The sequence below is a fragment of the Microbacterium sp. Bi128 genome, from assembly GCF_918698205.1.
In genome coordinates this window covers 1-22,847 of record NZ_CAKKMM010000030.1, presented here as the reverse complement: position 1 = coordinate 22,847, position 22,847 = coordinate 1, and the positions used below count along the sequence as shown (strand labels likewise).

Annotated in this window: 25 protein-coding genes and 2 tRNA genes; 4 read left to right on the top strand and 23 right to left on the bottom strand. The window is 64.2% G+C overall.

The features are described 5' to 3' along the window. Positions 1 to 50: 50 nt before the first annotated feature. From LQV45_RS04505 to LQV45_RS04455, 11 genes are all read right to left on the bottom strand, one after another. Positions 51 to 818 carry an SDR family NAD(P)-dependent oxidoreductase gene (locus tag LQV45_RS04505; protein WP_230005949.1) on the bottom strand — a complete coding sequence of 256 codons (768 nt, stop codon included), beginning with the start codon at positions 816 to 818 and terminating at the stop codon, positions 51 to 53. 41 nt (positions 819 to 859) lie between these two features. Then, positions 860 to 2,275, bottom strand: a complete 1,416-nt coding sequence (locus LQV45_RS04500) for an MFS transporter (protein WP_230005948.1) — start codon at positions 2,273 to 2,275, stop codon at positions 860 to 862. 221 nt (positions 2,276 to 2,496) lie between these two features. Further along, positions 2,497 to 3,405, bottom strand: a complete 909-nt coding sequence (locus LQV45_RS04495; RefSeq protein ID WP_230005947.1) for a LysR family transcriptional regulator — start codon at positions 3,403 to 3,405, stop codon at positions 2,497 to 2,499. Positions 3,406 to 3,428: 23 nt separating this feature from the next. Further along, positions 3,429 to 4,196, bottom strand: coding sequence for an HpcH/HpaI aldolase/citrate lyase family protein (locus LQV45_RS04490; RefSeq protein ID WP_230005946.1), 768 nt, complete (start codon positions 4,194 to 4,196; stop codon positions 3,429 to 3,431). A gap of 25 nt (positions 4,197 to 4,221) precedes the next feature. After that, a complete protein-coding gene (locus LQV45_RS04485; protein WP_230005945.1) occupies positions 4,222 to 5,355 on the bottom strand; it encodes a zinc-binding dehydrogenase in 1,134 nt (377 codons plus the stop codon). Positions 5,356 to 5,398: 43 nt separating this feature from the next. Next, on the bottom strand, positions 5,399 to 5,953 hold the full coding sequence (locus tag LQV45_RS04480; protein ID WP_230005944.1) for a nuclear transport factor 2 family protein: 555 nt from the start codon (positions 5,951 to 5,953) through the stop codon (positions 5,399 to 5,401). A gap of 103 nt (positions 5,954 to 6,056) precedes the next feature. Then, positions 6,057 to 7,031 (bottom strand): cyclase family protein, encoded by a 975-nt coding sequence (locus LQV45_RS04475; RefSeq protein WP_230005943.1) that lies wholly within the window; start codon positions 7,029 to 7,031, stop codon positions 6,057 to 6,059. After that, on the bottom strand, positions 7,018 to 7,992 hold the full coding sequence (locus tag LQV45_RS04470) for a LysR family transcriptional regulator (protein WP_230005942.1): 975 nt from the start codon (positions 7,990 to 7,992) through the stop codon (positions 7,018 to 7,020). Before LQV45_RS04470 ends, LQV45_RS04475 begins: the two co-directional genes overlap by 14 nt. A gap of 9 nt (positions 7,993 to 8,001) precedes the next feature. Further along, positions 8,002 to 8,490 carry an HtaA domain-containing protein gene (locus tag LQV45_RS04465; protein WP_230005941.1) on the bottom strand — a complete coding sequence of 163 codons (489 nt, stop codon included), beginning with the start codon at positions 8,488 to 8,490 and terminating at the stop codon, positions 8,002 to 8,004. Further along, on the bottom strand, positions 8,490 to 8,804 hold the full coding sequence (locus LQV45_RS04460; protein ID WP_230005940.1) for a 2Fe-2S iron-sulfur cluster-binding protein: 315 nt from the start codon (positions 8,802 to 8,804) through the stop codon (positions 8,490 to 8,492). Before LQV45_RS04460 ends, LQV45_RS04465 begins: the two co-directional genes overlap by 1 nt. Then, a complete protein-coding gene (locus tag LQV45_RS04455) occupies positions 8,801 to 10,081 on the bottom strand; it encodes a cytochrome P450 (protein WP_230005939.1) in 1,281 nt (426 codons plus the stop codon). Before LQV45_RS04455 ends, LQV45_RS04460 begins: the two co-directional genes overlap by 4 nt. A 233-nt stretch (positions 10,082 to 10,314) precedes the next feature. On the opposite strand from LQV45_RS04455, the gene LQV45_RS04450 reads away from it, so the two are divergent. Then, on the top strand, positions 10,315 to 11,562 hold the full coding sequence (locus tag LQV45_RS04450) for an NAD(P)/FAD-dependent oxidoreductase (RefSeq protein ID WP_230005938.1): 1,248 nt from the start codon (positions 10,315 to 10,317) through the stop codon (positions 11,560 to 11,562). Positions 11,563 to 11,633: 71 nt separating this feature from the next. Further along, on the top strand, positions 11,634 to 11,930 hold the full coding sequence (locus LQV45_RS04445; RefSeq protein ID WP_138174762.1) for a helix-turn-helix transcriptional regulator: 297 nt from the start codon (positions 11,634 to 11,636) through the stop codon (positions 11,928 to 11,930). Between the two features lie 680 nt (positions 11,931 to 12,610). On the opposite strand, the gene LQV45_RS04440 is transcribed toward LQV45_RS04445, so the two are convergent. The 4 genes from LQV45_RS04440 to LQV45_RS04425 form a co-directional block, all read right to left on the bottom strand. Next, positions 12,611 to 13,429: a hypothetical protein gene (locus LQV45_RS04440; protein WP_230005937.1), complete on the bottom strand. Its 819-nt coding sequence runs from the start codon at positions 13,427 to 13,429 to the stop codon at positions 12,611 to 12,613. A gap of 16 nt (positions 13,430 to 13,445) precedes the next feature. Further along, a complete protein-coding gene (locus LQV45_RS04435) occupies positions 13,446 to 13,967 on the bottom strand; it encodes a hypothetical protein (protein ID WP_230005936.1) in 522 nt (173 codons plus the stop codon). Positions 13,968 to 14,092: 125 nt separating this feature from the next. Continuing rightward, a complete protein-coding gene (locus tag LQV45_RS04430; protein ID WP_230005935.1) occupies positions 14,093 to 14,377 on the bottom strand; it encodes a hypothetical protein in 285 nt (94 codons plus the stop codon). 154 nt (positions 14,378 to 14,531) lie between these two features. Further along, the gene (locus tag LQV45_RS04425) at positions 14,532 to 15,410 is read right to left on the bottom strand and encodes a DUF4238 domain-containing protein (protein WP_230005934.1); all 879 of its coding nucleotides are present in this window, start codon (positions 15,408 to 15,410) and stop codon (positions 14,532 to 14,534) included. Positions 15,411 to 15,915: 505 nt separating this feature from the next. Here LQV45_RS04425 and LQV45_RS04420 point away from each other — a divergent pair. Next, the gene (locus LQV45_RS04420) at positions 15,916 to 16,854 is read left to right on the top strand and encodes a hypothetical protein (RefSeq protein ID WP_230005933.1); all 939 of its coding nucleotides are present in this window, start codon (positions 15,916 to 15,918) and stop codon (positions 16,852 to 16,854) included. Between the two features lie 81 nt (positions 16,855 to 16,935). Here LQV45_RS04420 and LQV45_RS04415 read toward each other — a convergent pair whose 3' ends face one another. The 5 genes from LQV45_RS04415 to LQV45_RS04395 all read right to left on the bottom strand — a co-directional run bounded on the left by LQV45_RS04415 (position 16,936) and on the right by LQV45_RS04395 (position 20,299). Then, a complete protein-coding gene (locus tag LQV45_RS04415; RefSeq protein ID WP_230005932.1) occupies positions 16,936 to 17,421 on the bottom strand; it encodes a hypothetical protein in 486 nt (161 codons plus the stop codon). A 9-nt stretch (positions 17,422 to 17,430) separates the two neighbouring features. Then, on the bottom strand, positions 17,431 to 18,180 hold the full coding sequence (locus tag LQV45_RS04410; RefSeq protein ID WP_230005931.1) for a hypothetical protein: 750 nt from the start codon (positions 18,178 to 18,180) through the stop codon (positions 17,431 to 17,433). 65 nt (positions 18,181 to 18,245) lie between these two features. Then, positions 18,246 to 19,196, bottom strand: a complete 951-nt coding sequence (locus tag LQV45_RS04405) for a hypothetical protein (RefSeq protein WP_230005930.1) — start codon at positions 19,194 to 19,196, stop codon at positions 18,246 to 18,248. A 78-nt stretch (positions 19,197 to 19,274) separates the two neighbouring features. Continuing rightward, positions 19,275 to 19,781 carry a DUF3846 domain-containing protein gene (locus LQV45_RS04400; RefSeq protein ID WP_230005929.1) on the bottom strand — a complete coding sequence of 169 codons (507 nt, stop codon included), beginning with the start codon at positions 19,779 to 19,781 and terminating at the stop codon, positions 19,275 to 19,277. A 170-nt stretch (positions 19,782 to 19,951) separates the two neighbouring features. Next, the gene (locus LQV45_RS04395) at positions 19,952 to 20,299 is read right to left on the bottom strand and encodes a hypothetical protein (protein ID WP_230005928.1); all 348 of its coding nucleotides are present in this window, start codon (positions 20,297 to 20,299) and stop codon (positions 19,952 to 19,954) included. Positions 20,300 to 20,639: 340 nt separating this feature from the next. Between LQV45_RS04395 and LQV45_RS04390 the strand changes: the two genes are divergently transcribed. After that, entirely contained in the window at positions 20,640 to 21,500 is an 861-nt protein-coding gene (locus tag LQV45_RS04390; RefSeq protein ID WP_230005927.1) for a hypothetical protein, read from the top strand. Positions 21,501 to 21,625: 125 nt separating this feature from the next. Here the strand turns inward: LQV45_RS04390 and LQV45_RS04385 are convergent. The 3 genes from LQV45_RS04385 to LQV45_RS04375 form a co-directional block, all read right to left on the bottom strand. Beyond that, positions 21,626 to 21,702: transfer RNA gene (locus LQV45_RS04385), tRNA-Met, on the bottom strand. 31 nt (positions 21,703 to 21,733) lie between these two features. Beyond that, positions 21,734 to 21,805, bottom strand: a tRNA-Thr gene (locus LQV45_RS04380). A 65-nt stretch (positions 21,806 to 21,870) separates the two neighbouring features. Beyond that, positions 21,871 to 22,847 (bottom strand): M23 family metallopeptidase (locus tag LQV45_RS04375; RefSeq protein WP_230005926.1); only part of this gene is annotated, 977 nt, incomplete at its 5' end.

The window sequence follows — 22,847 nt, the reverse complement described above, 5'->3', positions numbered from 1 at the left end:
GGACGGGAGTCAGTCCCCGGGTCAAGCTCCGTCGGGCGCTCTCGCGGGCCTCAGAGGAGCTCGAACCCGCCTCCCACGTGGAGCGTCGTCCCGTGGACGTAGGACGCGAGGTCGCTCGCGATCCAGAGCGTCGCTTGAGCCACTTCGCGGGGCTCGCCCAGACGACCGACGAGGCTGACAGAGGGCACCATCTCCTCGATCGTGCGATTCTGCGTCGCCAGAACGGCATCCAGCATCGGCGTCCGGATCGCGCCCGGCGCGATGGAGTTGACCCGGATGTTCTGCGGGCCGAACTCCAGCGCCGCGGCCCTGGTCAACCCGACGACACCGTGTTTGGCGGCGATGTATCCAGAACTGTTGAGCGTCGGTTTGAAGCCGTTGATCGACGAGATGTTCACGATCGTCCCCCCGCCTTGCCGCACGAACTGTCGGATCTCATACTTCATGCACAGTGCGGTGCCTTTGAGGTCGACCGCCATGAGCCTGTCCCAGTACTGTTCGTCAAACTCATCGATCGGTGACGAGTCCGGCTTGAGGGCGGCATTGTTGACCGCGATGTCGAGGCGGCCATATTCCGCGACGGTGGCCGTGACGAGTGCCTCCACCTCGACACCCTTCGAAATGTCGACCTTGTGGAACATGGCCTCCCCGCCCGTCGCCACGATGTCGTCGGCGGTCCGGCGTCCGAGTTCCTCGTTGAAGTCCGCGACCACCACCTTCGCTCCAGCTTCGGCGAACAGGATTGCTGTCTCGCGCCCCATGCCCATGGCCGCCCCGGTGACGATGGTGACCTTGTCCTGCACGATGGGAAATGTCATTCGCTTGCCTTTCTCACAGAAGTGATTCCTCCGGGTGTCGGTCAGCGAACGCGGACGCTCGGAGTGCGCTCCGTCGAAACCTCACCGAGCACGGAGGCGTCGGAGATCGCTTCCAAGGACCGGTTCGTCGTCTTGGGACCGAAGACGCCCGCGACGATCCCCGCCGCCAGGAGCCCGATGGCGAGGACGGAATAGAGGATCTGATAGCCGAATCCCGTGTAGATGGCGGCGACACTGACCCCCGCGATGATGCCCGCGATGCGGGCGAAACCGCTCACGACGCCGAATCCCGCGCCTCGGACGTTCGTGGGGAAGACCTCGGGGACGTAGGTGTACAGCACCACCCCCATGACGGAGAACCCGAGCTGAGCGCCGAACCCCGCGACGAGGCTCGTCGTGGGATCGGAAGCGAAGGCGAAGACGACGAGAGAGCCCGCCCCGACCAGAGAAGCCAGGAGCATCGTGGTCTTGCGCTCGATCTTGTCTGCGACGAAGAACATCAGAAGCGGCCCCGCGACGGTGGAGAAGGAGAGCACCGTCGCGAACCGCAGGGCGTCCGCCTGTGCCGCCCCCTGGTCGACCAGGATCGTCGGGACCCACGAGATGAACCCGTAGTTGCAGTAGATGTAGAGGAAGAACGCGACGGACGTGACGATCAGGCGCTTCAGGATGTCGGGACGGAGCAGGTCACGCAACGACCCCCGGGGCGGCGCAGGCACGTCCGCTTCCAGCGGGCCGAGCGGTTTGCCACTCCGAGCGGCGGAGCGCTCGAGACCGACGACCACACGCTCCGCCTCGCTGTTCTTGCCGTTGATGAGCAACCAGCGGACGCTCTCCGGAAGCCAGATCGCGGCGACGATGGCGATGACGAGGCCGGCAGCACCGATACCGAAGACGATTCGCCAGGCCTCCACACCCGTGGGGGCGATCGCCAGCGCGGCAAGGGAGGTCACGGGTGCCCCGACGAAACCGAGGAAGGTCACGACGGCGAGTGAGCGGCCGCGGGCGAAACGGGGGAACATCTCGCCCGCGTAGACGAGCAGAACGCCCGTCGCCGCCTGTACGCCGACGCCGGTCAAGACGCGACCGACGGCCAGGACCTCGAAGTTCGGAGCGAACGCGCAGACGAGGGACATCAGCGAGTAGAACACGGAGCCCCAGATGAGGACCGGCCGTCTGCCGAACCGGTCGGAGAGGTTTCCTCCGACCAGCGCACCGATCAGCATTCCCACGAAGACGGCGGACGTGATGAGTCCGACCTCGGCGATCGACATCCCCCAGTTCGCCCGGATCGATGGCGCGACGTAGGCGAAGACGGTGTTGTCGAAGACCTCGATGAGCATCGCTATGCCGAGAACGATGAGCCACAGGACGTGGTTTCGTGTCAGGGGAAGGCGATCGAGACGCGCACTGAGTCTCAGATCGTCGGGAATCGGTTGGAGTGATGAGTGAGACATCTTCTTTGATCCTCTCTGGTGGGCTTCCGCACGCGATGACGTGCGGAAGGCTGACGCAAGGTCGCGTGGGCCGGCGTGCGGCTGGGCCGGCTGGTCGGCGTCCTCGGGCTTGTGGTCAGGTCATCACGGAGGCGGATTCGCCGTCCAATACGGTTTGCGCGACGTTCGATGCGTTCATCGCATGGAAGGTGGCTGAGCATCCCACCGGCGTCGGCTCAGTGCTACGGGTGCTGTGCGAGAAGAGGTTCATTCACCAAGGCCAAGAGGCTCTGCGCGACGCGGAGCGCACCCTCGGGGCTCCGCCGTTGCGCGGCCCGAACGAGACCCCAGTCGAGGGGGAGCTCCCGGATATCAGAGCCGGGAACCCGAACCAGTCCAAATTCGGGTCTGATGACGGGCAGGAAGGCGCTGCCGATGACCACGTAATCCGTTTCCCCCGCGAGGCGGGCGAGGAAGTCGTAGTTGTCCATCTCGAGCGCCGGCCCCCGGGTGCGGATGCCCGGCAGGATGCGGTCGATGTCCAGGTCGCGGATGAACGCTCCGGCCGCGACGGGGAACGCGGGAAGCGCGGATCGGTCACGGCTGTGGACAAGAGGATGCTCCGGTCGGACCAGAGCGCACAGGTCGCCGCCGGGCACTCGCGACACGAGGAAGTGGTGGGCTGCCGCGAACCCGTTCGACTCCCGCGGGATACCACCGAGGAAGAAGTCGATCTGACCGCTTCGAAGAAGCGCGCGGAGACCATCGTTGGATTCGACGACCACTCGGACACCGGACACGGAGGCATCCAGCTGTCGAAGAAGGCGCGGAAGAAAGAGTGCCGCCGCAATCGACCCCATTCCGAAGCGCACGGTTCGCGGTCCGTGGCGACCGAATGCCGCCAGCGCATCGGAGTCCGCCTCACTCCGCCGCAGGACGTGCTCCGCCATCTCGACGAAGTCAGCGCCTTCCTCCGTCCATCGCGCCCCGAACCGCCCCCGCTCGAAGATCTGGATTCCGTACTGCGATTCCACGGCCTGCACGCTTCGGGTGAGGGTGGACTGGGAGAGGGGGATGCTGGCTGCGGCGGCGTTGTAATTGCCCTCGCGTGCGATGGTGACCACGTGGGCGAGCCGAATGAGATCGAGCACCGTCCCCTCCCCCGCCACTGCCCTCAGCCCGAGGAACTCGCTCGGAACCCGGCGATGGACTTCTGCGCTGCCGTACGGAGCGTACTGAGATCGCTGTCGAGGCTGCCGAAGTCGGCGAGGGCATCGAAGCCGTAGCCGAGGGGAGCCCCGACGCGCACACCGTGTTCATGAGCGGTGGTCGCGACCTTCTCCCAGAGGACGATGAGCTGATCGATGTCTCGCTCCATGTCGATGTCGAGGTCCTGCGACAGGTCCGCGAGTCCGAAGAAGAGGTAATCCACGCCGTCGACGGCACAGATCTCCGCCACATTCTCCACCCCGCGCATCGTCTCGATGAGGGGGATCAGAAGGACGTTCTCGTTCGTCGTGCGCGAATGCGTCGACCACCCCGCCCCCGTGAAATTCGTCGCGGGCACGACGGGGCACATGCCTCGGCCGCCTTTTCGGTACTGAGAGGCGAGGACCGCACGCTCGGCCATCGCGCCCGTCTCGATCTTCGGCACCATGATCCCTTGCGCGCCCGCGTCGAGCGACTGCTGGATGAGCGTGGGATTGTTCTCGAGGACGCGCACGACAGCGACCGCGCCGTTGGCCTGCGCGGCCATGAGGTGAGCCCGCATGTCCGAGTTGTCCATCACACCGTGCTCGCGGTCGATGAGGACCCAGTCGAAGCCGACGTCCGCGTAGAGCGCGGTCACGGCAGCGTCCGTGGACATGATGAACGCCCCGGCCGGCACCGTGCCGGCGTCGATCAGCCGATCGAATTCCGCCCGTGCGAGAAGACCTGTCATTGTCATTCCTTTCTGTATCGAACGGTCACGGGGCGGCGCGGAACTCGGGCTCGACCACGATGTTGATGGCGTACTCCCCCTCGACCCGTCCCTGAAGAACCTCGAGCGCGAGGGGCAACTGGTCGAACCCGAACGTGTGCGTCCGGAGTTCGTGCAGGGGCAGGGAGCCGCTGATCACGAGATCTGCGGCCATCTGCTGCGCCTCATGGCTGGTCCCGAGCACTCCGATCATGCGGATGCCCTTGGTCGTGAGGGCGTCGATCGGGAACTGCGTCAGCGGGCGTCCCTTGATCCCGGCGCTGGCGAGAGTCCCCCCGGTGCGCAGCATCCGGATGGCATCCAGGATCGGCTGTTCGGCTCCCGGGGATGTGTCGATGACGATGTCGAAGCCGCTGCCGCCGGTGAGCTCGGCGCCGCGGGCCACGACGTCGTCCACCTCGACGTCGACGACGACATCGGCTCCCAGGCGAGTGGCCAGCGCGAGCTTGTGGGCGTCCCGGGACAGTCCCGTCGCCAGGATGGCTCCGGCACCGGCGGCCTTGGCCGCGGCCACGCACGCGAGGCCCCGCTGGCCGGAGCCGAGCACGGCGACTTTCGACCCGAGTGTCACCCCGGCATCCTTCACCGCCCATTGGATGCCACTGGCGAGCGGGTTCCACAGGGCAGCGTCCAGCGCGCTCACCTCGTTCGGGAACGTGTAGAGGATGGCGTTCGGATCGATGTACACGTGGGTCGAGTAACCGCCCCACAGTCCCGCGCCGATCGTGGTCGGAATGAAGCCGTAGCAACTGCGCACCCACGGCATGCCCTGGCAGAACTGAGGCTGCGACCGGCGACACGCGTCGCAGTTGCCGCAGGAGAGCCACGGGTTCACCGCGACCCGATCCCCGACCCGGAGGTCCTTGCGACCGGCGATCCCCTCCCCCACGTCTTCGATGACACCCACGATCTCGTGCCCGTTGATGCGGGGATACTGCGACATGTCCGCAGGGTCGAAACCGCCGCCGTGCCCTTCGAACGCGTCGATGTCGCTGGCGCAGATGCCGTTGGCTTCGACGCGGAGAAGGGCGGATCCGGGGACGAGTCGGGGAAGCGGGATCTCCTGGAATTCGGTGTCGGTCGGTCCGGTCTGGACGAGTGCGGTGGCCGTGGCGCTCATGCGTGTGCTCCTTCGATCAATGCGTTCGCGTGCTCGGGCGGGTTCACAAGCCCAACCGGGCACGGAGCTGAAGTGCCGGGTCGTCGGCGTCGCGCGTTCCGACGGCGAAGCCGGAGGCCATCCCGAGCTCGTCGCTTCCGACCGTCTTGGATGCGGAGCCGGGAATGGTGGTCCGGCTCTGAATGGCCCACCGGCCGTCCTTGCGCGTGAAGTGGTCGGCGTAACGACCGGAGGAGAACATCTCGAACGGACCCGCGTTGACGCCGGCGGCGAAGAGGCTCGCCTGTGGGTTCACGCTTTGCCAGACGATGAAGTAGGTCTCGACGAACGCCGAGTCGGCGTCGGCGAACTCGATCGTGGTGTTGCTGACGTGGTGCGCCGAGTAGGTGATGGTCTCGTGACGCTTCGACACCCACTCGATGAACCCGTCGACCCCGCCCTTGTACGTCCCGTGGTCGTCGATCCCGTCCGCATGGAACACCTCCTTGAGGATGTCCAGCTCCAGGCGGTCCACCGCTCGGCAGAACTGATGGACGCGGTGCTGGATCTCGGCGCGGTCTGCCAGCCGATCCGGTGTGAACTGATCGTTCGTGGTCATGGTGATGCTCCTTGGGGTCGTCAATCGGTTGTGGCGAAGGTGCGTTCCGCGCCCGGCGGGCACGGCGAACGAAGCCCTCGGCGGGAGGGCGGGAGAAAGCGCGTCAGAGGACGGCGACGGGGTTGAGCGGACTCGAAGTGGCTCCGACGAACCGCCACGGCAGGGCGGTGAGGAGGAAGTCCCATTGCTGCTGCTCGGCACAGGCGCCGGCCAGCTCGGTCAGGTCGAGGTTGTCCATCAACCACAACCCCATGGCGACGAGACTCACCGCGTGGATGGGCCGGACGAAATCGAAGTCGTCCACGGCAGAGGGTTGGACGTCGTGGGTGCCATCGGCACCCATCACGGCGATATCTCGCTCATGAAGGAAGGGCAGGCAGGATTCGCTCAGCCCCGCTTGCACCCCGTCGAGCGGACCGTGCTTGCCGTCGATGTACAGCGGACCCTCGGACGTGATCGCGGCCGCGTTGCCCGTGTGGATGAGAAGAGCATCACCGCTCCGAACCTCGACCCCCTGTCGCTTCTCTGCGGCGATCAAGTCGTCGGGGGTCACGGCGTACCCGCGCTCCACGTGGGGGACGCCGAACAATCCCGCGATATCGAGGAGAACCCCACGTGTGATGATTCCCCGAGAAGCATCCGCCACGGAGAGGTGCGCCGAGCCGACCACATCGTTCGACTCGCTCGCCGAGAAGCCGTTGTAGAACAAGCCGTCCCAGTAGTAGTGCCCCAGGCCATCGAGGTGCGCATTGCCCCCGTGAGGGCTGATGACGATCTCCTCTCCGACCGCATCCCACCTCGCAGTCCGCCCGAGGACGTGTTGCACCTCGCCGATCTTGGACTGCCGCTGGACGTTGGTCACACCGGAGTGCAACGGATCGGGATGGGCGGAGTCGAGGTTGCGTGCCAGCGAGATAGCGGTACCCGTCCTGACCGCCTTCATGGCTTCGAGGCGCACCTCGGGGGTGATGAGGTTGAGGGTGCCGAATCGGTCGTCCGTTCCCCAACGGCCCCAGTTCGAGAGAGTGGAAAAGTACTCCTCGATCTGCTGCGTCCTCTGCAGTTCATTGAGGGTCATGTTCGCGTTCGCTTTCTCGCCGCTGTCGTTGCGGCAGTTGTGGTGAAGGGAAGATCTGATCCGGCGCCGTGGTCGCGGCCAGGTACTCGGCTCGGAGTTCCTCGATGAAGCTCTCGGCGGCATGCGACAGGCGCGCGCCGGCGAGCGAGAAGATGTGGAGCTCGCTGTACGGCGCGGCGAGTTCGAGTGAGACGGGAAGACGCACGAGCCCCTCTTCGGCGCGCATCAACGAACTGATCAGGATGGCGGAGGAGTTGCGCGCGATCTCGGCGAGAATCTCGTAGTTGTCGACCTGCATCGTCGTCGAGAAGAGGTAGCGGTCCCGTTCATTGCCCAGAGAGATGAGGTTCTCGTCCCAGGCGGTGCCGGAGATCCGCGGGAACGCGGAGAGATCGTGGCTCGACAAGGTCTCCCGGCCGGCGAGAGGGTGGCCCGGCCGGACGAAGAAATTGGGCCGGAACGTGGCGAAGACGCTCTGGCGCATCCGTGTCGGCCGGTACTTCAGGGGCGCCAAGCCGAGGTAGAACTCGATATCGCCGTCCAGGAGCAGGCTCGTCATGAGGTCGGACGTCGTCGTGCAGACGCTGATCGCGAGGTTGGGTTCCGATCCCAGGCGCCGTTGCAAGAGCGTGGGCAGCAGGGCCGCTCCCAGCATCGGACCGATCCCCAACCGGAGGCGCCGGACGGGTCGTTCCGCCACCCCGGAGACGCTCGACTCGAGATCGTCCAACTGAGCGAGCAGGTCCTCTGCCCGCTCGTAGAGGTCGGTGCCGGCCAGGGTCAGGCTGACCCCCGTCTTACCCCGCTCCCTGTCGAGCAGCCGCGTGCCGAGGTGTTCCTCGAGCGCCTGAATGCTGCGAGACAGGGCGGATTGGGTCATATTCAGCTCTTGCGATGCGCGGGTGAAGTTACCCACGCGCACGAGAACCGAGAACTGGCGCAGCCGGTGCATGTCGATCATGGGGCGACCCTAGCCGCGGGTGGCCGCGGCGATCTCGGACGGCGGTTGAACGCCGACGAACCTCACCGGATCGAGGAGTGTGCCCGGGACGTACACCCCGTCGAACAGCCGCGCTCCGGAAGGTGCCAGTCGGGTTTCGAGCGTCCGGAACCCCCTCCCGTCGTCGCCGTCGTCAGCGGAGTCGGTCTCCGTCAGAACGCACAGCGGAAGACGCGCGCGCGGCTGGCTGCGGGACGTGGGATCGAGGATCGTGAGCACCCACCCTTCGCCCTCGCGCTCCACCCACGGGTCTTCGATCCGAAGCTCCAGCAAGCCGCTGTACGCCGACAGAGCGACGCGGCCCGAGAAGCGCACGACCTCCCCTTCGTCCACCAGCGGGAAGAAGAAGCCTGCGCCGTCGATCCGCGCGCCCCCGTCGGCCGTTTCGCCACCGTCGTCGATGCCCGCGACGTAGTCCCGGAAGCTCCGTTTGAGCCCCCAGGTGAGGCCCCGCGTCATCACTCTTCTCCAGCGATACGGGCCCGCAGTCCGTGGAGGTCGGGACGGACGGTGATCTGACAGGCGAGACGGCTGCACTCGGTGGCGCTGTCGACCATCTCGAGAAGATCGCGCTCCTCGTTCGATTGCGGGTCGACCCCGTGCGCCGCAGGGTCGATGAAGACATGGCAGGTACCGCAGGAGAGTTCGCCACCGCACTCACCGACGATCTCAGGGATGTCGTTCTGCAGGGCGACGCGCATCAGCGACTCGCCGTCTTCCGCATCGACCTGACGCTCGGTGCCGTCCGGAAGGACGTAGGTGATGGATGTCATCGTGCACCTGCCGGAGTGGGCGAGACGGCGGCGGGCGTGTAGCTCACCTTCATCGATGTGAAGCCGTTGACGCCGACGTCGGCGATCCAGGCCGGCTCCGCGTCGGACACGGGTTGGATGTCGGGGAAGGTCTCGAGAACCCGCGGGATGAGGGTCGCGAGCTCGAGTCGGGCGAGCGCCCGACCGAGGCAGAGGTGGATGCCGGCGCCGAAAGCGAGCGAATCGTTCGGCGTCCGCGTGATGTCGAAGGTGTGCGGATCGGGGAACGCTGTCTCGTCCTTGTTCGCCGAAGCGAGGAATCCGATGGCCCAATCGCCGGTCTTGATCCGCTTGCCATGGAAGTCGAAATCGCGCGTCGCCACGCGCAGACGGCTCTTGGTCGGGGTACCCCAGCGAAGGACCTCCTCGATGGCCGACTTCGTGAGACTGCGGTCCGCCATGAGCGCGATCCGCTGATCGGGGTTGGTCATGAATCCCCACAGGCCGACGGCAGCGGCGTTACGAGTCGTCTCGAGACCACCGCCGATCATGGTGACGAACCACGTGCGCATCTCGTGAATGCTCAACGGGTCTCCATCGATCTGGAGCTGACCGATGATGGTCGCGAAGTCGTCCTGGGGGTTCTTCCTCCGCTCCAGCGCGAGGTCCTGGCAGTAATCGATGAGCTTCTGCATGCCGAAGTTGGACGTTGCCACCGGGTCCCCGTCGATGACCCATCGAGGGTCGGCCGCCGCGAGCCACTGCCACGAGGCTTCCCGGAGGTAGTCCCAGTCGGATTCGGGGACCCCGAGCATCCGCAGGATCACCTTGACCGGCAGTTCCGCGGCGATGTCCTCGACGAGATCGCATTCGCCACGGTCGGCGACATCGGCGATGATCTCGTCGACGATGCTCGAGATCTCGCTTCCCAAGCGACCGATCGCGGGAACGCTGAAGTGCTTGTTGATCGGTGCGCGGTACACGTCGTGCATCGGATTGTCGTTGGTGGCGATGTTGATGTCCCACCCCTGCGCGTGGCGCTCTTCGGGCGTCCGGCGCTTCGGAGAGCGCGTGATGCGCGTGTCCCACCTGTTGCTGAAGAGGTCGTCGCGGAGAAGGTACTCCTTCACGTCCTCGTACCGCGTGATACTCCAGTGGTTGCGGCCGTAGAACTCGTTCTCGGTCCAGTGCACGGGATCTTCGTCGCGCATCATCTTGAACGTGTCGTGGTAATCGCGAGTCGTGTACCAGTGGGGGTTCAGGATCTCGTATTCGGTCTTCTGCCAGAAGAACAACATTGTCCTTCCGCAAACTTTCATCCCATGGTCACCGCAGCATTTCCGGCCGTCCAATTCCGGTCTCTCGGCGCAAACATTCCTCACAGTCATGACCACCGACCCATGAGCCACGGGAATAACTCGCTCCCGACAGTCGCATTGGACGCGGCCGTACTCCCGATGTTGGGTAGGTGAACGCCGCGACAAGGTTGTTCGGAAACACCGGCCCGGTGCGCGGAGGAATGAGATTCGACGTGGGTCCGTCATACGACGTCTTGATCGTGGGAGCCGGCCAGGCCGGTGTGCAGGCTGCTGTATCGCTCCGGCAGGGAGGGTTCGGCGGAACCGTGTGCCTGCTGAGCGCCGAGGATCACCTTCCTTACGAGCGACCCCCGCTCTCGAAAGCCTTCCTGCAGGGCGCCGCCGAGCCCGAGGAGTTCCTCCTGCGCAGCTCGGACGCACTGGCGAAGAACTCGATCGATCTCCGACGGGGCCTCGCCGTCGAATCGGTGGATGCCGAGTCCCACTCCGTGATGCTCGAGGACGGGGAGTCCATCGAGTACGGCCGGCTGATCTGGGCTGCCGGTGGCCGAGCGAGGACGGTCTCCCTGCCGGGTGCGGATCTGGACGGTGTGCTGTCCGTGCGCACGCTCGACGACGCCTCGAAGCTGCGGGACAGGATGGCGACCGCTCGGAATGCCGTCATCATCGGCGGCGGATACGTCGGTCTCGAGACCGCTGCCGCGCTGCGGAAACACGGCATCGCCGTCACTGTCGTGGAGGCACAGGAACGACTGCTCGCGCGAGTGACGTGCGCCGAGATCTCGCAGTTCTACGCGGCTCTGCATCGGGCTCATGGAGCAACCGTCCTGCTGTCGAGCGGCGTCTCGCAGATCGTCGGCGACAACGGCCGCGTGCGCGCGGTCGAGGTGGTCGACGGCACGATGACCCCTGCGGATCTCGTCATCGTCGGCGTGGGACTGATTCCCAACGTCGAACCGCTGGCTGTCGCCGGCGCGCGGGTGAGCAACGGGATCGACGTCGACGGCGACTTCCGCACGTCGCTTCCTGACGTGTTCGCGATCGGAGACTGCGCCAACTACGAGAGCGCATATGCTCACGACCAGCGGGTGCGCCTGGAGTCCGTCCCGAACGCGATCGAGCACGGAAAGGCCGTCGCCTCCGCAATCCTCGGGACGGAGCGGCCGAAGACGGCAGCACCGTGGTTCTGGTCTCACCAGTACGACGTGAAGTTGCAGACGGTCGGCCTCCAGGGTGGACACGATGAGGCCGTCCTCCGCGGCAGCGTCAACGATCCTTCGTTCAGCGTGATCTATCTCCGTGACAGCACGGTGATCGCCCTGGACTGTGTCAACTCGGTCGCCGATTTCGCGCAGGGGAAGCAACTGGTCAAGCAGGGAACCCGTGTGTCCTCGGCGGATCTTTCGGACACCGCTGTTCCGCTGAAGAATCACCTTCAGACGTCGGCCGTCGGGCAGTAAGCGGCTGTGACCACGCTCGAGACGGGGATCGGTGCGGCCGCCAGCCGCCGGCGAGCCGCGAGGGATGGGGTATGAGCGACCCCGAACGCCTCGCGCAGATCTTCACGGCTCTGGGTAACGGCATCCGGCTCGAGTTGATGTCGGAAGTCGCCGCAGCATCGAACGGCGAATCGCGATCGGTTTCCTCGCTCGCAGCGGCTCTGGAGATCTCCCGTTTCACGGCGTCTCACCACCTGGCCGTTCTGCGTTCGGCCCATCTCGTGGATGCACACCGGGACGGCCTGTCGCTCCGCCACCAGGTCAACGCATCGACGATGACGTGCATCGAGGATTGGTATCTTCCGTTCGTCGACACCTCGGCGCGGTGAGATAGCCAGATTTGCAGCGCTCACGAGCGAACGGGCATACGTCGTCGTCGTTGTCCGCCGTGGCACGACCAGATTCCGAAGCGCTGCGGGTGTGCCTGCGCGCCTGCGATGACGAGGGCGAGAATGCACCAACTCGTGGAGACAGTGCGTCGACGAGGAGGGCGAGCACCTCTGGGATGTAGCGCCAGTACACAGCTACTCGAATAAATCGGCGCTCCTACCGCCAGCTCTGGTGGATCTGCGGAAATTGGCTGGCCTCGCGGCAAGTCCGAGCGGCTCGACCACTCCCCCTGAGCAGACACAGCGACTCCTGCACCGACGACTTGAACAAGCTCTCGCCACTGAGATCGTCGAGAAGTACCAGGCTGGAGCGACGACGCCCTCCCTTTGCGTGGTGTACTCCATCTCGAAGGGCGGCTTGTTGAAATTGCTTCGCTGCGAAGGCGTTCGGCCCGCTGCCAGCCGCTGAGTGACGAGCAGGTCCGTGAAGCAACTGCGCTCTACAAGAACGGCAAGTCGCTCATGGCTATCGCTGCGCACCTCGAGGTCAGCTATAGCGGTGTCCGTCAAGCCTTCGTGAGGGCAGGCGTCGAACGCCGCCCTCGCGGCGGGAGTCTAAGCTCAGCCGCTTCCGAAGCGTCGCCGACACCGAATTGAGCTCGGACCTCACTCGTCACGCATCAAAGGCGTTTGAGAAGCGTCCATCGAGGGTCCGCACGGTTTGCAAGATCCCGGACTGCCTCAGCCAGCTTGCCCACGACGAGAACCTCCAGGCCGCGCACCTCAGCAAGCGAGGCGATCCCATCAGCCGATCGGCACTGAAGAACGCTCAATTGCCTGAGCGTCGGAAGGTCGGCCAAGGAACCAATCTCCACGACATTCGAAATCGACTCGAGTGTCAGCATTTCGAGACGCGGAAAAGCGGTCAGTGAGGTAACATCGAAACGCCGACACCCGTGAAGGTAGAGCTCCCGCAGTTCTGGCGCGTCAATCCCTTCCTCTAAAGGAAGCTCTCGCACCTGCCGCGCGCCATGCAAAGTCAATTCACGAATTTGACGAGGAATTCCCGGCAGAGAACCCTCGTGGACCTCGTGGAATTCCGCAACCTCAAGGTTCGGCGCTCGAAGGGCCGATTCGAAATCTCGAAGAAAGCCAAAGTAGCGACGCAGGGCATCGAGCCCGGAGAGGTTCGTCTCGGGCGTCTCGGCGACCAGGAAATGTAGGGAGACGAGACTCCGCAGCTCGGACACTACTCGCGTGTCGAGATCGTACCCCGAGACCGACAGATGACTTAGTCCCGAGCCGGTCAAGAAGCGTAGATCCGAGTGCGCGCCGACGAAGTGGAGGCCGTACCCTCTCGACACGACCTCACTCACCTGCCTCGGCGTCGGAGGCGTTCCCTCGAACACAGCGTACGGGACCACGTCCATCGGGCCGCGACGGACGACCAGCCCATTCTCGTTCGAGAAGAGACCAAGGCCCGGCTGAGGCATATCCATCTTGTTGATTCCTCGCTTAATAGACGTGAAAGTTCAACCAGTTTCGTCGCGCGATTTCATTTCTCTTGTTGGCAAGGTTTTGGAGCCCCAGCCTGTTGATCTGCCTTTGCTCTTCCGCGCGAAGTGAACGCATGTCGCCCCGCACCGAGATCCTGATGGCCTGGGACGCAGCTTCCGGCGTGATCTTTCCCACAGCGACGTGTTGCGCCAAACGCGTGTCAATCGCGATGGATCGGCCGACATACGGAAGTCCTGATTTTGCGACCCACTTGACAACGATCGTCGTGGGAACAATGTATATGCCCAGTGTGATTACAGTGGTCGCCGTGACGCGAGCAGCGCCCACCCCAACACCGCCCGGCACGAACAGGAGCAGGATCGACGCCGTATTCCATTCTAGGTCGCGCTCGTAGGCCCACTGCTCTTCTGTCCAGTCGTCGAACGGACCCCTGCGAACCTCGCCCGATCCACACGTGGTGCAATTGTTCCGTATAAGACCGGATAGGTCTGAGCTGCCGACAGGGTCGGTAGTCCACACGTAGTCGTTGTCGACTCCGCCCTCTACAGGGTCGACCTGCAGGAAACGGCCGAGGCCGGGGACATACAGCCACGGCCTGAGCGGACCGCGTCGAACCCGTAGATCTCAGTGGGGCCGGCAACACCCTACTTCTCGGTGATCCGATATCCAGCGTTTGGGATCTCCCAGGAGTCGCGAATCATCCTAATCAGCCAGGCCAAGTCACCCTCCGTGTCCGGGTCATCGACCTGTTCGATCGTGACCAATGTGTCGAAGATGGCTTGACGGATGATCGGATTCAGCGCCGCCATCTGCTTGTCCGACAGATGCTCGACGTGGAAGTCCTCCATGGCGTTACAGACGCGCATGGCAATCAGCATGGCGTGCTGCTGTCGCGGCGTAAGCTCCGCGAAACCCGATACCTGCATCATGAGCGAATGTCGTGATGCGTTTTGTAGGATCCATTTACAAGCCAGCATGCGCGCGCATCACCTGCTCGGGAAGACGTGAAAATGACAATACTGGTCACGATCAACCTCTGAGAAATGCCAACAGGTGAACGTTACATCCTCGTTGGCCAGCAAGTCATACTGACGGACCACTCGGCGTATCACGCCGAGTGGGAATATCTTCAAGATTGTCAAAAACGCGGATTGCTTGAGGAACCCCCGCGCCACTAGGCCCGGGCTGATGATTCCACATCTCCGCGACAAATCCGTTTACGACGGGAGCTTCGACGGTGTCGACAACTACCGTCGATTCCATCGCTATCTTCATATTCAACATCCGATCTAGGTCAGAAGCTTCGTGATCTTCTGGAAGCTGCTCGCCGAACACGATCAGGTCGCTCGGCGACAACGGCATCGCAACGAACGTCCGTTGACGACCCCCGTCGGAGATTAGCGAGATCGAATGGATACCGGCATCACCGAGCAGCATCGGTCCAGCGTGAAGGATCTGCATCATGGGAGGCAGTACACCCGCGGCAAATGGGAGGTGCTGCAACCGCTCAGCCTTAAGTGCTTCGCGGCCCATAGCCGTTGCCAGCTGGTCGAGTGAACTCGTGGCGTCATCCATGCGACCCCAGTGCGCCGGATTCGGCACCATCATGGCGTTCCCGCCAGGAAGACCCTTCTCGTTAGCCGCGGATCCTCGGAACGCGGGGAACCGGTCATGGACGAGCACGGCATACTCCCGCAACGCGTTCCAGTCGCGATCGGTCGGGGTCGCGGACTTATCAAGCAGGCGCTCCAGAGCGCGGCTCAAAGCACTCTCGACTTTCCCGTATGCCGCCTCTGCCGACGGAGCGTTCAGACCAAGTTCGGTGGCGACCTTCTTACCGATCTCGAGCTGCTTAGGCTCACTCCAGCCCCGAGCGAGAACGGTGACGCGGTTGTTAGACGTCGCCCATCTGCGCATGTGAAATCGACTGATGTAGTGGTCATGCGACGCGTGTTGTGACAACGCTTCTCCCTTCTAGCGGTGATGATGCACCACCGGGCTGCTCGCCGGCCCGGAAGGGCGCGATTGCCACGGATTCAGGCACTACCGTGTCAGCGCCTGCGCCTCGGGCGCATCGGCTTGCTCGGTCGCTCGATGGGACTACCGTTGCCGACGACGTTCCACCATCCGCAGTAAGGGCAGCGCATCGCTGTTGCCCCTTTCCACACGCCGGCCGCGATCGTGCGGGCCTCGGCCTCGGTCTCAATCGGAGCGCGGGTAGTCGGACAGCGAACGCCTCTCATGAAGGCGACAGTAGCGCTGGGTCGCGCCATTGGTAGGCGACCGCCCGACGGCATCTCATGCGAGTGTTACGGCGACTGAAGTGCCCTGGGTTGGTGGAGGCTCCTGACCTTGGAAACGAGGATGGAGTCACGGTGTCCAATTGGGGATCTGGGAAGCCGTCGGTTTCGCAACGTCCGCGAGCCGGTGGGTCCGCGATGTCGTGGGTGACACCTAGGATTCCGACATGACCGACTCGCTCTTGCGATCGCTTCGGGACCGCGCCCTCGACGAGACAGAGCCTCTTGCCGGGCTGCTACGCAAGTGTCTGCTGCTCGGCGCCGAGACCGGCTCGAGCGCGCTACGAGATTGGGCTCGACTGGAACTCAACGGCTACACGGACGAATCCACAATTCCCGACTATCGAAAGCTGCCGAGCGTCCCGATCACTGTCGACTCGATCAGCGGTAGCACGTGGACAAAGGGACAGATAATCACACGCTGGCAGCTACCCCAGGCGGCCCAGGAGTACGTGCCCGAGCTGCTGTATCTCACCCAGCCGATCGAAGAGCTCGAGCGTCAAGCACAGGAAAAGTCGCTTCGCTTCAAACCGCCCGGGCTGGCAGCTGCTCAGACCGTGTGGGATCGAGAACTGGGACCGTTTCAGTCCATTGTGAATATGTCCTACATTCTCTCGGGGACGTCCATCTCGGGTCTCCTCGGGCAGATCCGTACGAAGCTCGTCGACGTAATAGCTGATCTGACCGTAACCACACCGCTGACGGAGCTGCCCCGGCGGGAGGACGTCGACGCCGCTGTGCAGCAACGCATCGGTCATCTCGGGGACGTCTACACGACAACGGTCGTGCATCCGTCCGGCCCGACGGCCATCGGTCCCGGAGCAACCGCCTCCGCGGGCTTGAGTGTCAGCGATGTCCTCCCACTTCTAGACGCCGTGAGAGCGGTCGCCCAGACCACCGATGCCGACACGACAGATCTTGAAGCGGCTGTCACCGCGCTCCACGAGGTCGTCTCTAAGCCTGATGCCGAAACGGGTGAGATCGTCAAACGCGCCGGCAAGCTCCGCGAGGTCGCGGACAAACTCGGCATCGCCGCTGTCTCGAGTGCGACGAGCGCTGCGGTATCAGCCCTCTCCGATCTCGCGATGAACGGGGCGTTCGGTTGACCGATCCGAGTAAGGTCCCGTTCCGCGAGCCGTCGCGGTGCTGATCCGTGGCCTGGTGGTCTCCCGATGCCTCGAATCCCCCTACGGCAGTGTGAAGGGGAACTCGTGACGCTCGCCGTTGGACCTCGTCCAAGACACAACCAGGTCGAGCTGACGAACGGAGGCGTAGGTCTGAGACCACGTCATGGTGAACGATTGGCCGGGACGCATGGGGTTAGGAATGGCATCTCTGGATTCAACGCGTTCCCGCTCAACGGTCTTGCCCACCTTGACGTCGGTAATGGCTTCCGCCCCGCCCAGTCGATACGAAACGGCGATCCCGGAGTCGTAGCGCTCGGTCGTGACGTTCCATGGGTTCTCGTACCGTTCGCGGTCGATGCGATCACGTAGATTCTGCTCCTCGAGAGCAACCGCCATTCTCTCGGCCGCTGCCGCTGCGCGCGCTTCGTGGTCTCCCGCATCGTGGGCGGCGGATTGTGCGCTCCGCCGTGCACGGCGCGCTTCGAGAGCCTGCCAAAGCGCGGCTACCGCCGAGACAAGGGCGACAACGGCTGCGACCCACTCCATCGCAGCCTCCTATCGCAGCCCGGATCGTGCTTCGACGTTCCTACCCACCCAACGGAAGAAGCGGTAGATACCGACCACGATGATTCCCACGAGCGCGATCATCATGATCAGCATGCTGATGCCACCAACGGGCGCGGAAACACGTGGGTCGAACGCGTAGACCACCAGGCTCATGACGAGACCCGCCGTGCCAAGGATGAGCACTCCGGTCCAGATGAGAAGCGGTGTCACCTTGAGCCGCTTCCGTGAGGTCTGGATGGCGCGAGTCGTCTCACTGAAGCCGTCTCGCAGCACGTCAATGTCGGGCAACACCCGGTTCACTCGGGCGTTCGGCGTTCCATCAACGATGACACGGATGGTGGACTGGAACTTCCGGTGGATGAGCGCCGGCCGGAGCACGATCTCGTCCGGATAGACGACTTCGAGCCGTGCTCCCGAGTCGGTCACGGTGGGGATCTCCTCAACGATAGGTGTGCCGAGGTCGAAGGTAAGGGGCGTGCCTGCATCAAACGCGCTCGATGCGATATCGGCTGTGCCCGATGACCACAGGCTGAGGGTGACGATCTGCGGGGCGGTGACCGGTCGACCTTCAAGCGCGATCGTGAGCCGGTCGCCCGCTCCTGCACCCGCCGCGAGCAGTGGTGATGCCTCGACTCGATAGCGGAGTTGTCGCTTCGGATTCATCTTGCGGTACGTCCAGACCGATATGACGGTCGCGATGACGATCCCGACAACGCTGACGAGTAGCTCAATCCCCACCCGCGCAGTATGGCAGAACGGCGCGGCATGCCCGCATTCCAGACGCGCCGCAGCACCACAACTTCTCAGCGGAAGGGCGTCTCGGAGCGAGAGATTGTTACCTCGCCGTACCCTCGATCGTCGAGGGACTGCCGCAGTGCACGCTCGGCCGCAAGTGAGTCAAATGGGCTGGGTCCGATCATGACTTCTCGAATCGGGAGTGGCTCTCTCGCGCCACGTGGCACGTAGCGGCCGATTCCGGCATCGACGGCGCCGCTCCCCAACTCGACGAATGGCACAAGCCCGAATCGGCTTTCGCGATATTGCACGAACTTCCAGGAAGGGGTGATCTCCACGACGATTCGGGTTTCGCGTTCGTCTACGAACGCGTGATCTTTCTCGTAGTTGACGTCGCTTTCCGCGAACACTCCAAGGTCGATGAAGAAGCCGCCGCTCCCCGCGGCCGTCGCCCTTCGATTCGCAAAAGTGCGTATCTCCTCTTCGTGGCTCTTTTCACCCTTCGGGTCCACGTAGGCGACCGTGCGCCAGGATCCACCAAAGACGCCGACGCCGTCGGGATCGTACAGACGCACAGGGCGACCGTCGATTTCATCGTACGCGTCCTCATAGAAGCCGGGCGGTGGGGATGGATGCGCTTCACCGGCAATGTGTTCGATGGGATGGAGCTTGACGGCTGCGTCGAATCCGATGGCGTACGAAGCTCCCGCGCCATATGACCTCCACAGAGTGAGTAGGTCCCGGCTAGTCGAAGCGGAGACGAGATACCACTTATCCACCACGGAATCCTGCAAAAAGCTACCCCGCTCAATCTCCTCGCATTCAGCTTTCGTCAGCGACGACTTGATTCGTTCGTAGGTCGAGCGGAGCGCTCGAACACCCGTGCGCATCTCGTTCGCATCGTTCATGAACGCAGCAGAACTCGCTCGCAGAGCGTTCGCCTCGATGATTCCGCGCAAGCCAGCGCTGGTTGTGTAGTGCCATGCGATGCCAGTCTCGACGGTCTCAGCGTTGCTCACACTCCGACCCTAGCGATCGGCGAGGGTCGGTCGCCGACCATGAAGAGGGGCGATGGTCGTAAGTGACCACCGCCCTCGTCAAGGCTCGTTGCTCTCCTCGACGGCGCCACCGACGCGCTCGATCCACACCTCCAGAGTGGGGGAAATCTCCTGCAAGAGCGCCGACCAGACCACCGTCTCGAGGTAGCCGTCACGGTCGATCGGCTCCTCGTGCCACGTGCCCCCGGCATGCACACGGGTCCGGACGCGGTAGACGGCTGGTTCGAGCAGCCGCTCCCGAAGTTCGTTCGGCAGCTCGGTGCTCTCGCCCTCGTCGTCGGTCAGTCCCACGACCGCGACGTCGCCGACAAGGCGGGCGTCGCGGGCCTGCGGGACGTGGAACCGCCACAAGAACGTCGCGCGCCGGTTGAACGGCAAGTCGCGGATGAGGCCTTCCTCGTTGACGTACATCGTGACGCCGCGGTCGGGGATATCGACCGCTTCGAACCAGCCACCGACGGCCTGCTGGTAGTCCTCGAGCGAGTCCAACGCGGCGGTCCTGAGGGGTGCGGTGTTGTCTGCCGGGATGATGATGCCCTGCACCATGGTGGTGTTCCTCCTTTGTGCGTGCGACCGGGAACCGGGATGGTCCTCGTGGAATCGCAGAGCACAAACGAGGTCGGACAATCAGCCTCGGGGAGTGGATGCGGGGCGGCCGGCGAGCAAACGTCCTAGTGGACGCCGCTCGAGCCGACCGCCCGTGTGAGGTGGAACCGTCAGGTGCCCTGCGGCTTCGCAGGCGTGCGCGGGGTCTTCGCTGCTGGTGTGGCGTCGAAGATGGCGGCGATGGCGTCTCGCTTTCCGGCGGCTTCGCGTTCGATCTCGTCGCGCACGTCTTTCGCGCGGCGTTGGATGGCTGGGTCGGCTTTGGTTTTGTCGATCCAGGCTTCGATGGCGACGCGGACTTCGTCGGTGACGGTCCGGTCGTTGAGCTGGGCGATGATGTCCAGCTGAGTGCGGGTGGACTCGTTGAGTCTGACCGCGAGGGGTTTGATCGGGCCGTAGCCGAGTCCGTTGGCGGACGCAGCCGAGGCGGGCGGGGTGTTGACGTTGGACTCGCTCATGTGGGCGGGTCACCTCCTTGACGGGTGCGGCCGAGAACTCGGATGGTTCTCTGGGAAACCGCAGACCAGCAACGAGGCGCACATGGGCAGGTGCCGAGACTGAACTGCAGCACCCGCTGGCTTTAGTGAACGATGAAGTCGAGATGCCGACAACCGTCCGATCGAAAACAACAGGTCTCTCGCCGATTGGGTCACGGGACTCGACCTTCCGCGCGGTCCGAGCCAGGGCGGAATCGCCGTGTGCAGGAATCGGACCGCCGGCGTTGCGGTCCTCGCTCTCTGGGGTGGACACGACCGCCCGCTGCCTCGGAGACAGCGTAGCCGTCGGTACTCTGGCCGCGTGACGACAAGCTCCGCTAGCTACTCCTCTGCAGACCTCGAAGCCCTGAGCGTCGATCTGCCTCGGGCACTTGCTGAAAACGGGGTCTCCGTGAGTCCGGCGGAGTTCTCCACAATCCGGACACCGGATGTTTACTTTGTGCACCCGATCGCAAGCATCGACGACGTCCTAGAACTCCTGAGATTGATCACACCCCGCGTTGTCTATGTCTCGCCCGACTTCTTTGATCCGGACTCGCTGGTGGACGTCGAGGATCGTGATCTAGCGGGGCTCGAAGAGATCCTGCGCCAAGCCCGCGAGCACGAGGGTGACCTTTCCCGCCTCAGCCTGACGTGGGCCTCCGATGGACTAGTGCACACGTGGTTTGCGACGCCAGATTGGTATGACGCACTATCCGACGAAGCGGACATTGCCGTCGAGGCGGCGAAGGGGCTGCACGACATCGACCGCGATCTGAGACAACAGCAGTTCAGGAAACAGTTCGCGCGCTGCAAAGCAGCTATCTTCAACGACCCCAATTTCCGCGGGGCGACGGTGAATAAGAGAACACCCGCAGCCAAAGCTGTGCTTGCATCCACCGGAGAGGTGATCGAAGACCCCTACTTCGAACGCCACCTCCTGCGGGAGCTGCGCGAAGAGGCGGCCCTCGAGGTCATCCGCCAGGAACAGATCCTCGGCGCCGACCTTGCCGCTCTTGCTGACCGAGTTGTCACATCCAACGGCTGGTTCCGGCTACCCACGCTGATTCGCCAGAGAGCCGCGATCTCCAGTTTCGTACTGGAGGTGGCAGAGGGGTGGATGCTCAGTGACGACTTCATCGAGCGGCTACGCGCAGCGATCGTTGACCGAATCGCTCGCTGACGTCACCTCTCAACGCCCGGGGCCACGCTATCGCCGCCCGAAAAGCGCCGGAGAAATCTCCGACGCTTCGTCTGCCGAACGGACAGACGAATATCTCAACGTCATTTGTTCGCGTAACGCTAGTTTGGTAGCGGGAGCGGGGCTTGAACCCGCGACCTCACGATTATGAGTCGTGCGCTCTCACCAACTGAGCTACCCCGCCGCGCGGCATCCCCTGCGAGGGAGATGCTGTGAGCCCCGAGTCAGGATTGAACTGACGACCCCTTCCTTACCATGGAAGTGCTCTGCCACTGAGCTATCGGGGCGTACCCGGATCACTCCGGGCAACTAGAAGAGGATATCAGAGCGAAGCCGTCATCCTCGAATCGAGTCAGCCTCCCGTGTGCTGCCGCAGCCACGGGAGCGGGTCGATCGGCGTCGTTCCGTTCTGCAGCAGCTCGAAGTGCGTGTGAGCGCCGAAGGAACGGCCCGTGTTGCCGGTGCGGCCGAGGAAGGTGCCGACCTTGACCTTCTGGCCCGGCGTGACCTGGAGCGAGCCGTACTGCATGTGCGCGTAGCGGCTCGAGATGAGCTGACCGTCGATCTCGTGGTCGATCAGGACGGTGACGCCGAACGCGTCGCCGCTCTCGGTGGCGATGCGGACCGTGCCGTCGGCGATCGCCTGCACCGGGGATCCCTCACCCGGGACGAAGTCGACGCCCTCGTGCATACGGCCGTCACGCATGCCGAAGCCGTACGTGATCGGCACGCCCACCGCGAAAGGCCACTGGATGGCGGCGGTGGGGTCGTTGACGAAGAAGTTGGAGAAGTTCGAGATGCCGGAGTCGGCGGCCATCTGCGCGTACGTCGCCGAGCTGTAGCCGTCGGCGCGGTCGACAACGCCGGCCTGCGCCTCCGCCGGGGCGACGTAGGCCTGCACGGCCCCGCCGGACACGTCGCCGCCCGCCGCGAGGCTGCGGGTCGACGTCTCGACGGATGTGACGCTCGCGGTGCCGCTCGCTGAGGCGAGAGCGCTGACCGGCATGGTCATCCCCACGGTCATCAGACCGACGAGACCCATGACGCCGACCGAGAACGACGCTGCGGCGATACGGCGACCGTTGCGGCGACGGGGACCGGCGCTCACCGGCAGTCCCTGCGTGACCGGACGCGTCGCTTGGGCGACGGGCGCGGGCGACTGCACGGCGGTCTCGCCCGTGAAGGCGAACAGGCGCGCGGCGGCCACGAACTCGTCGGAAGTGGGATCAGCGGCATCCGGCTCGTCGACCACAGGTTCTTCGACCCGTGCGGCAGGCTCGGCGTCCTGGGCCACGGGCCCCGCTGCCCCGACGGGGCGCGGGGTCTCGG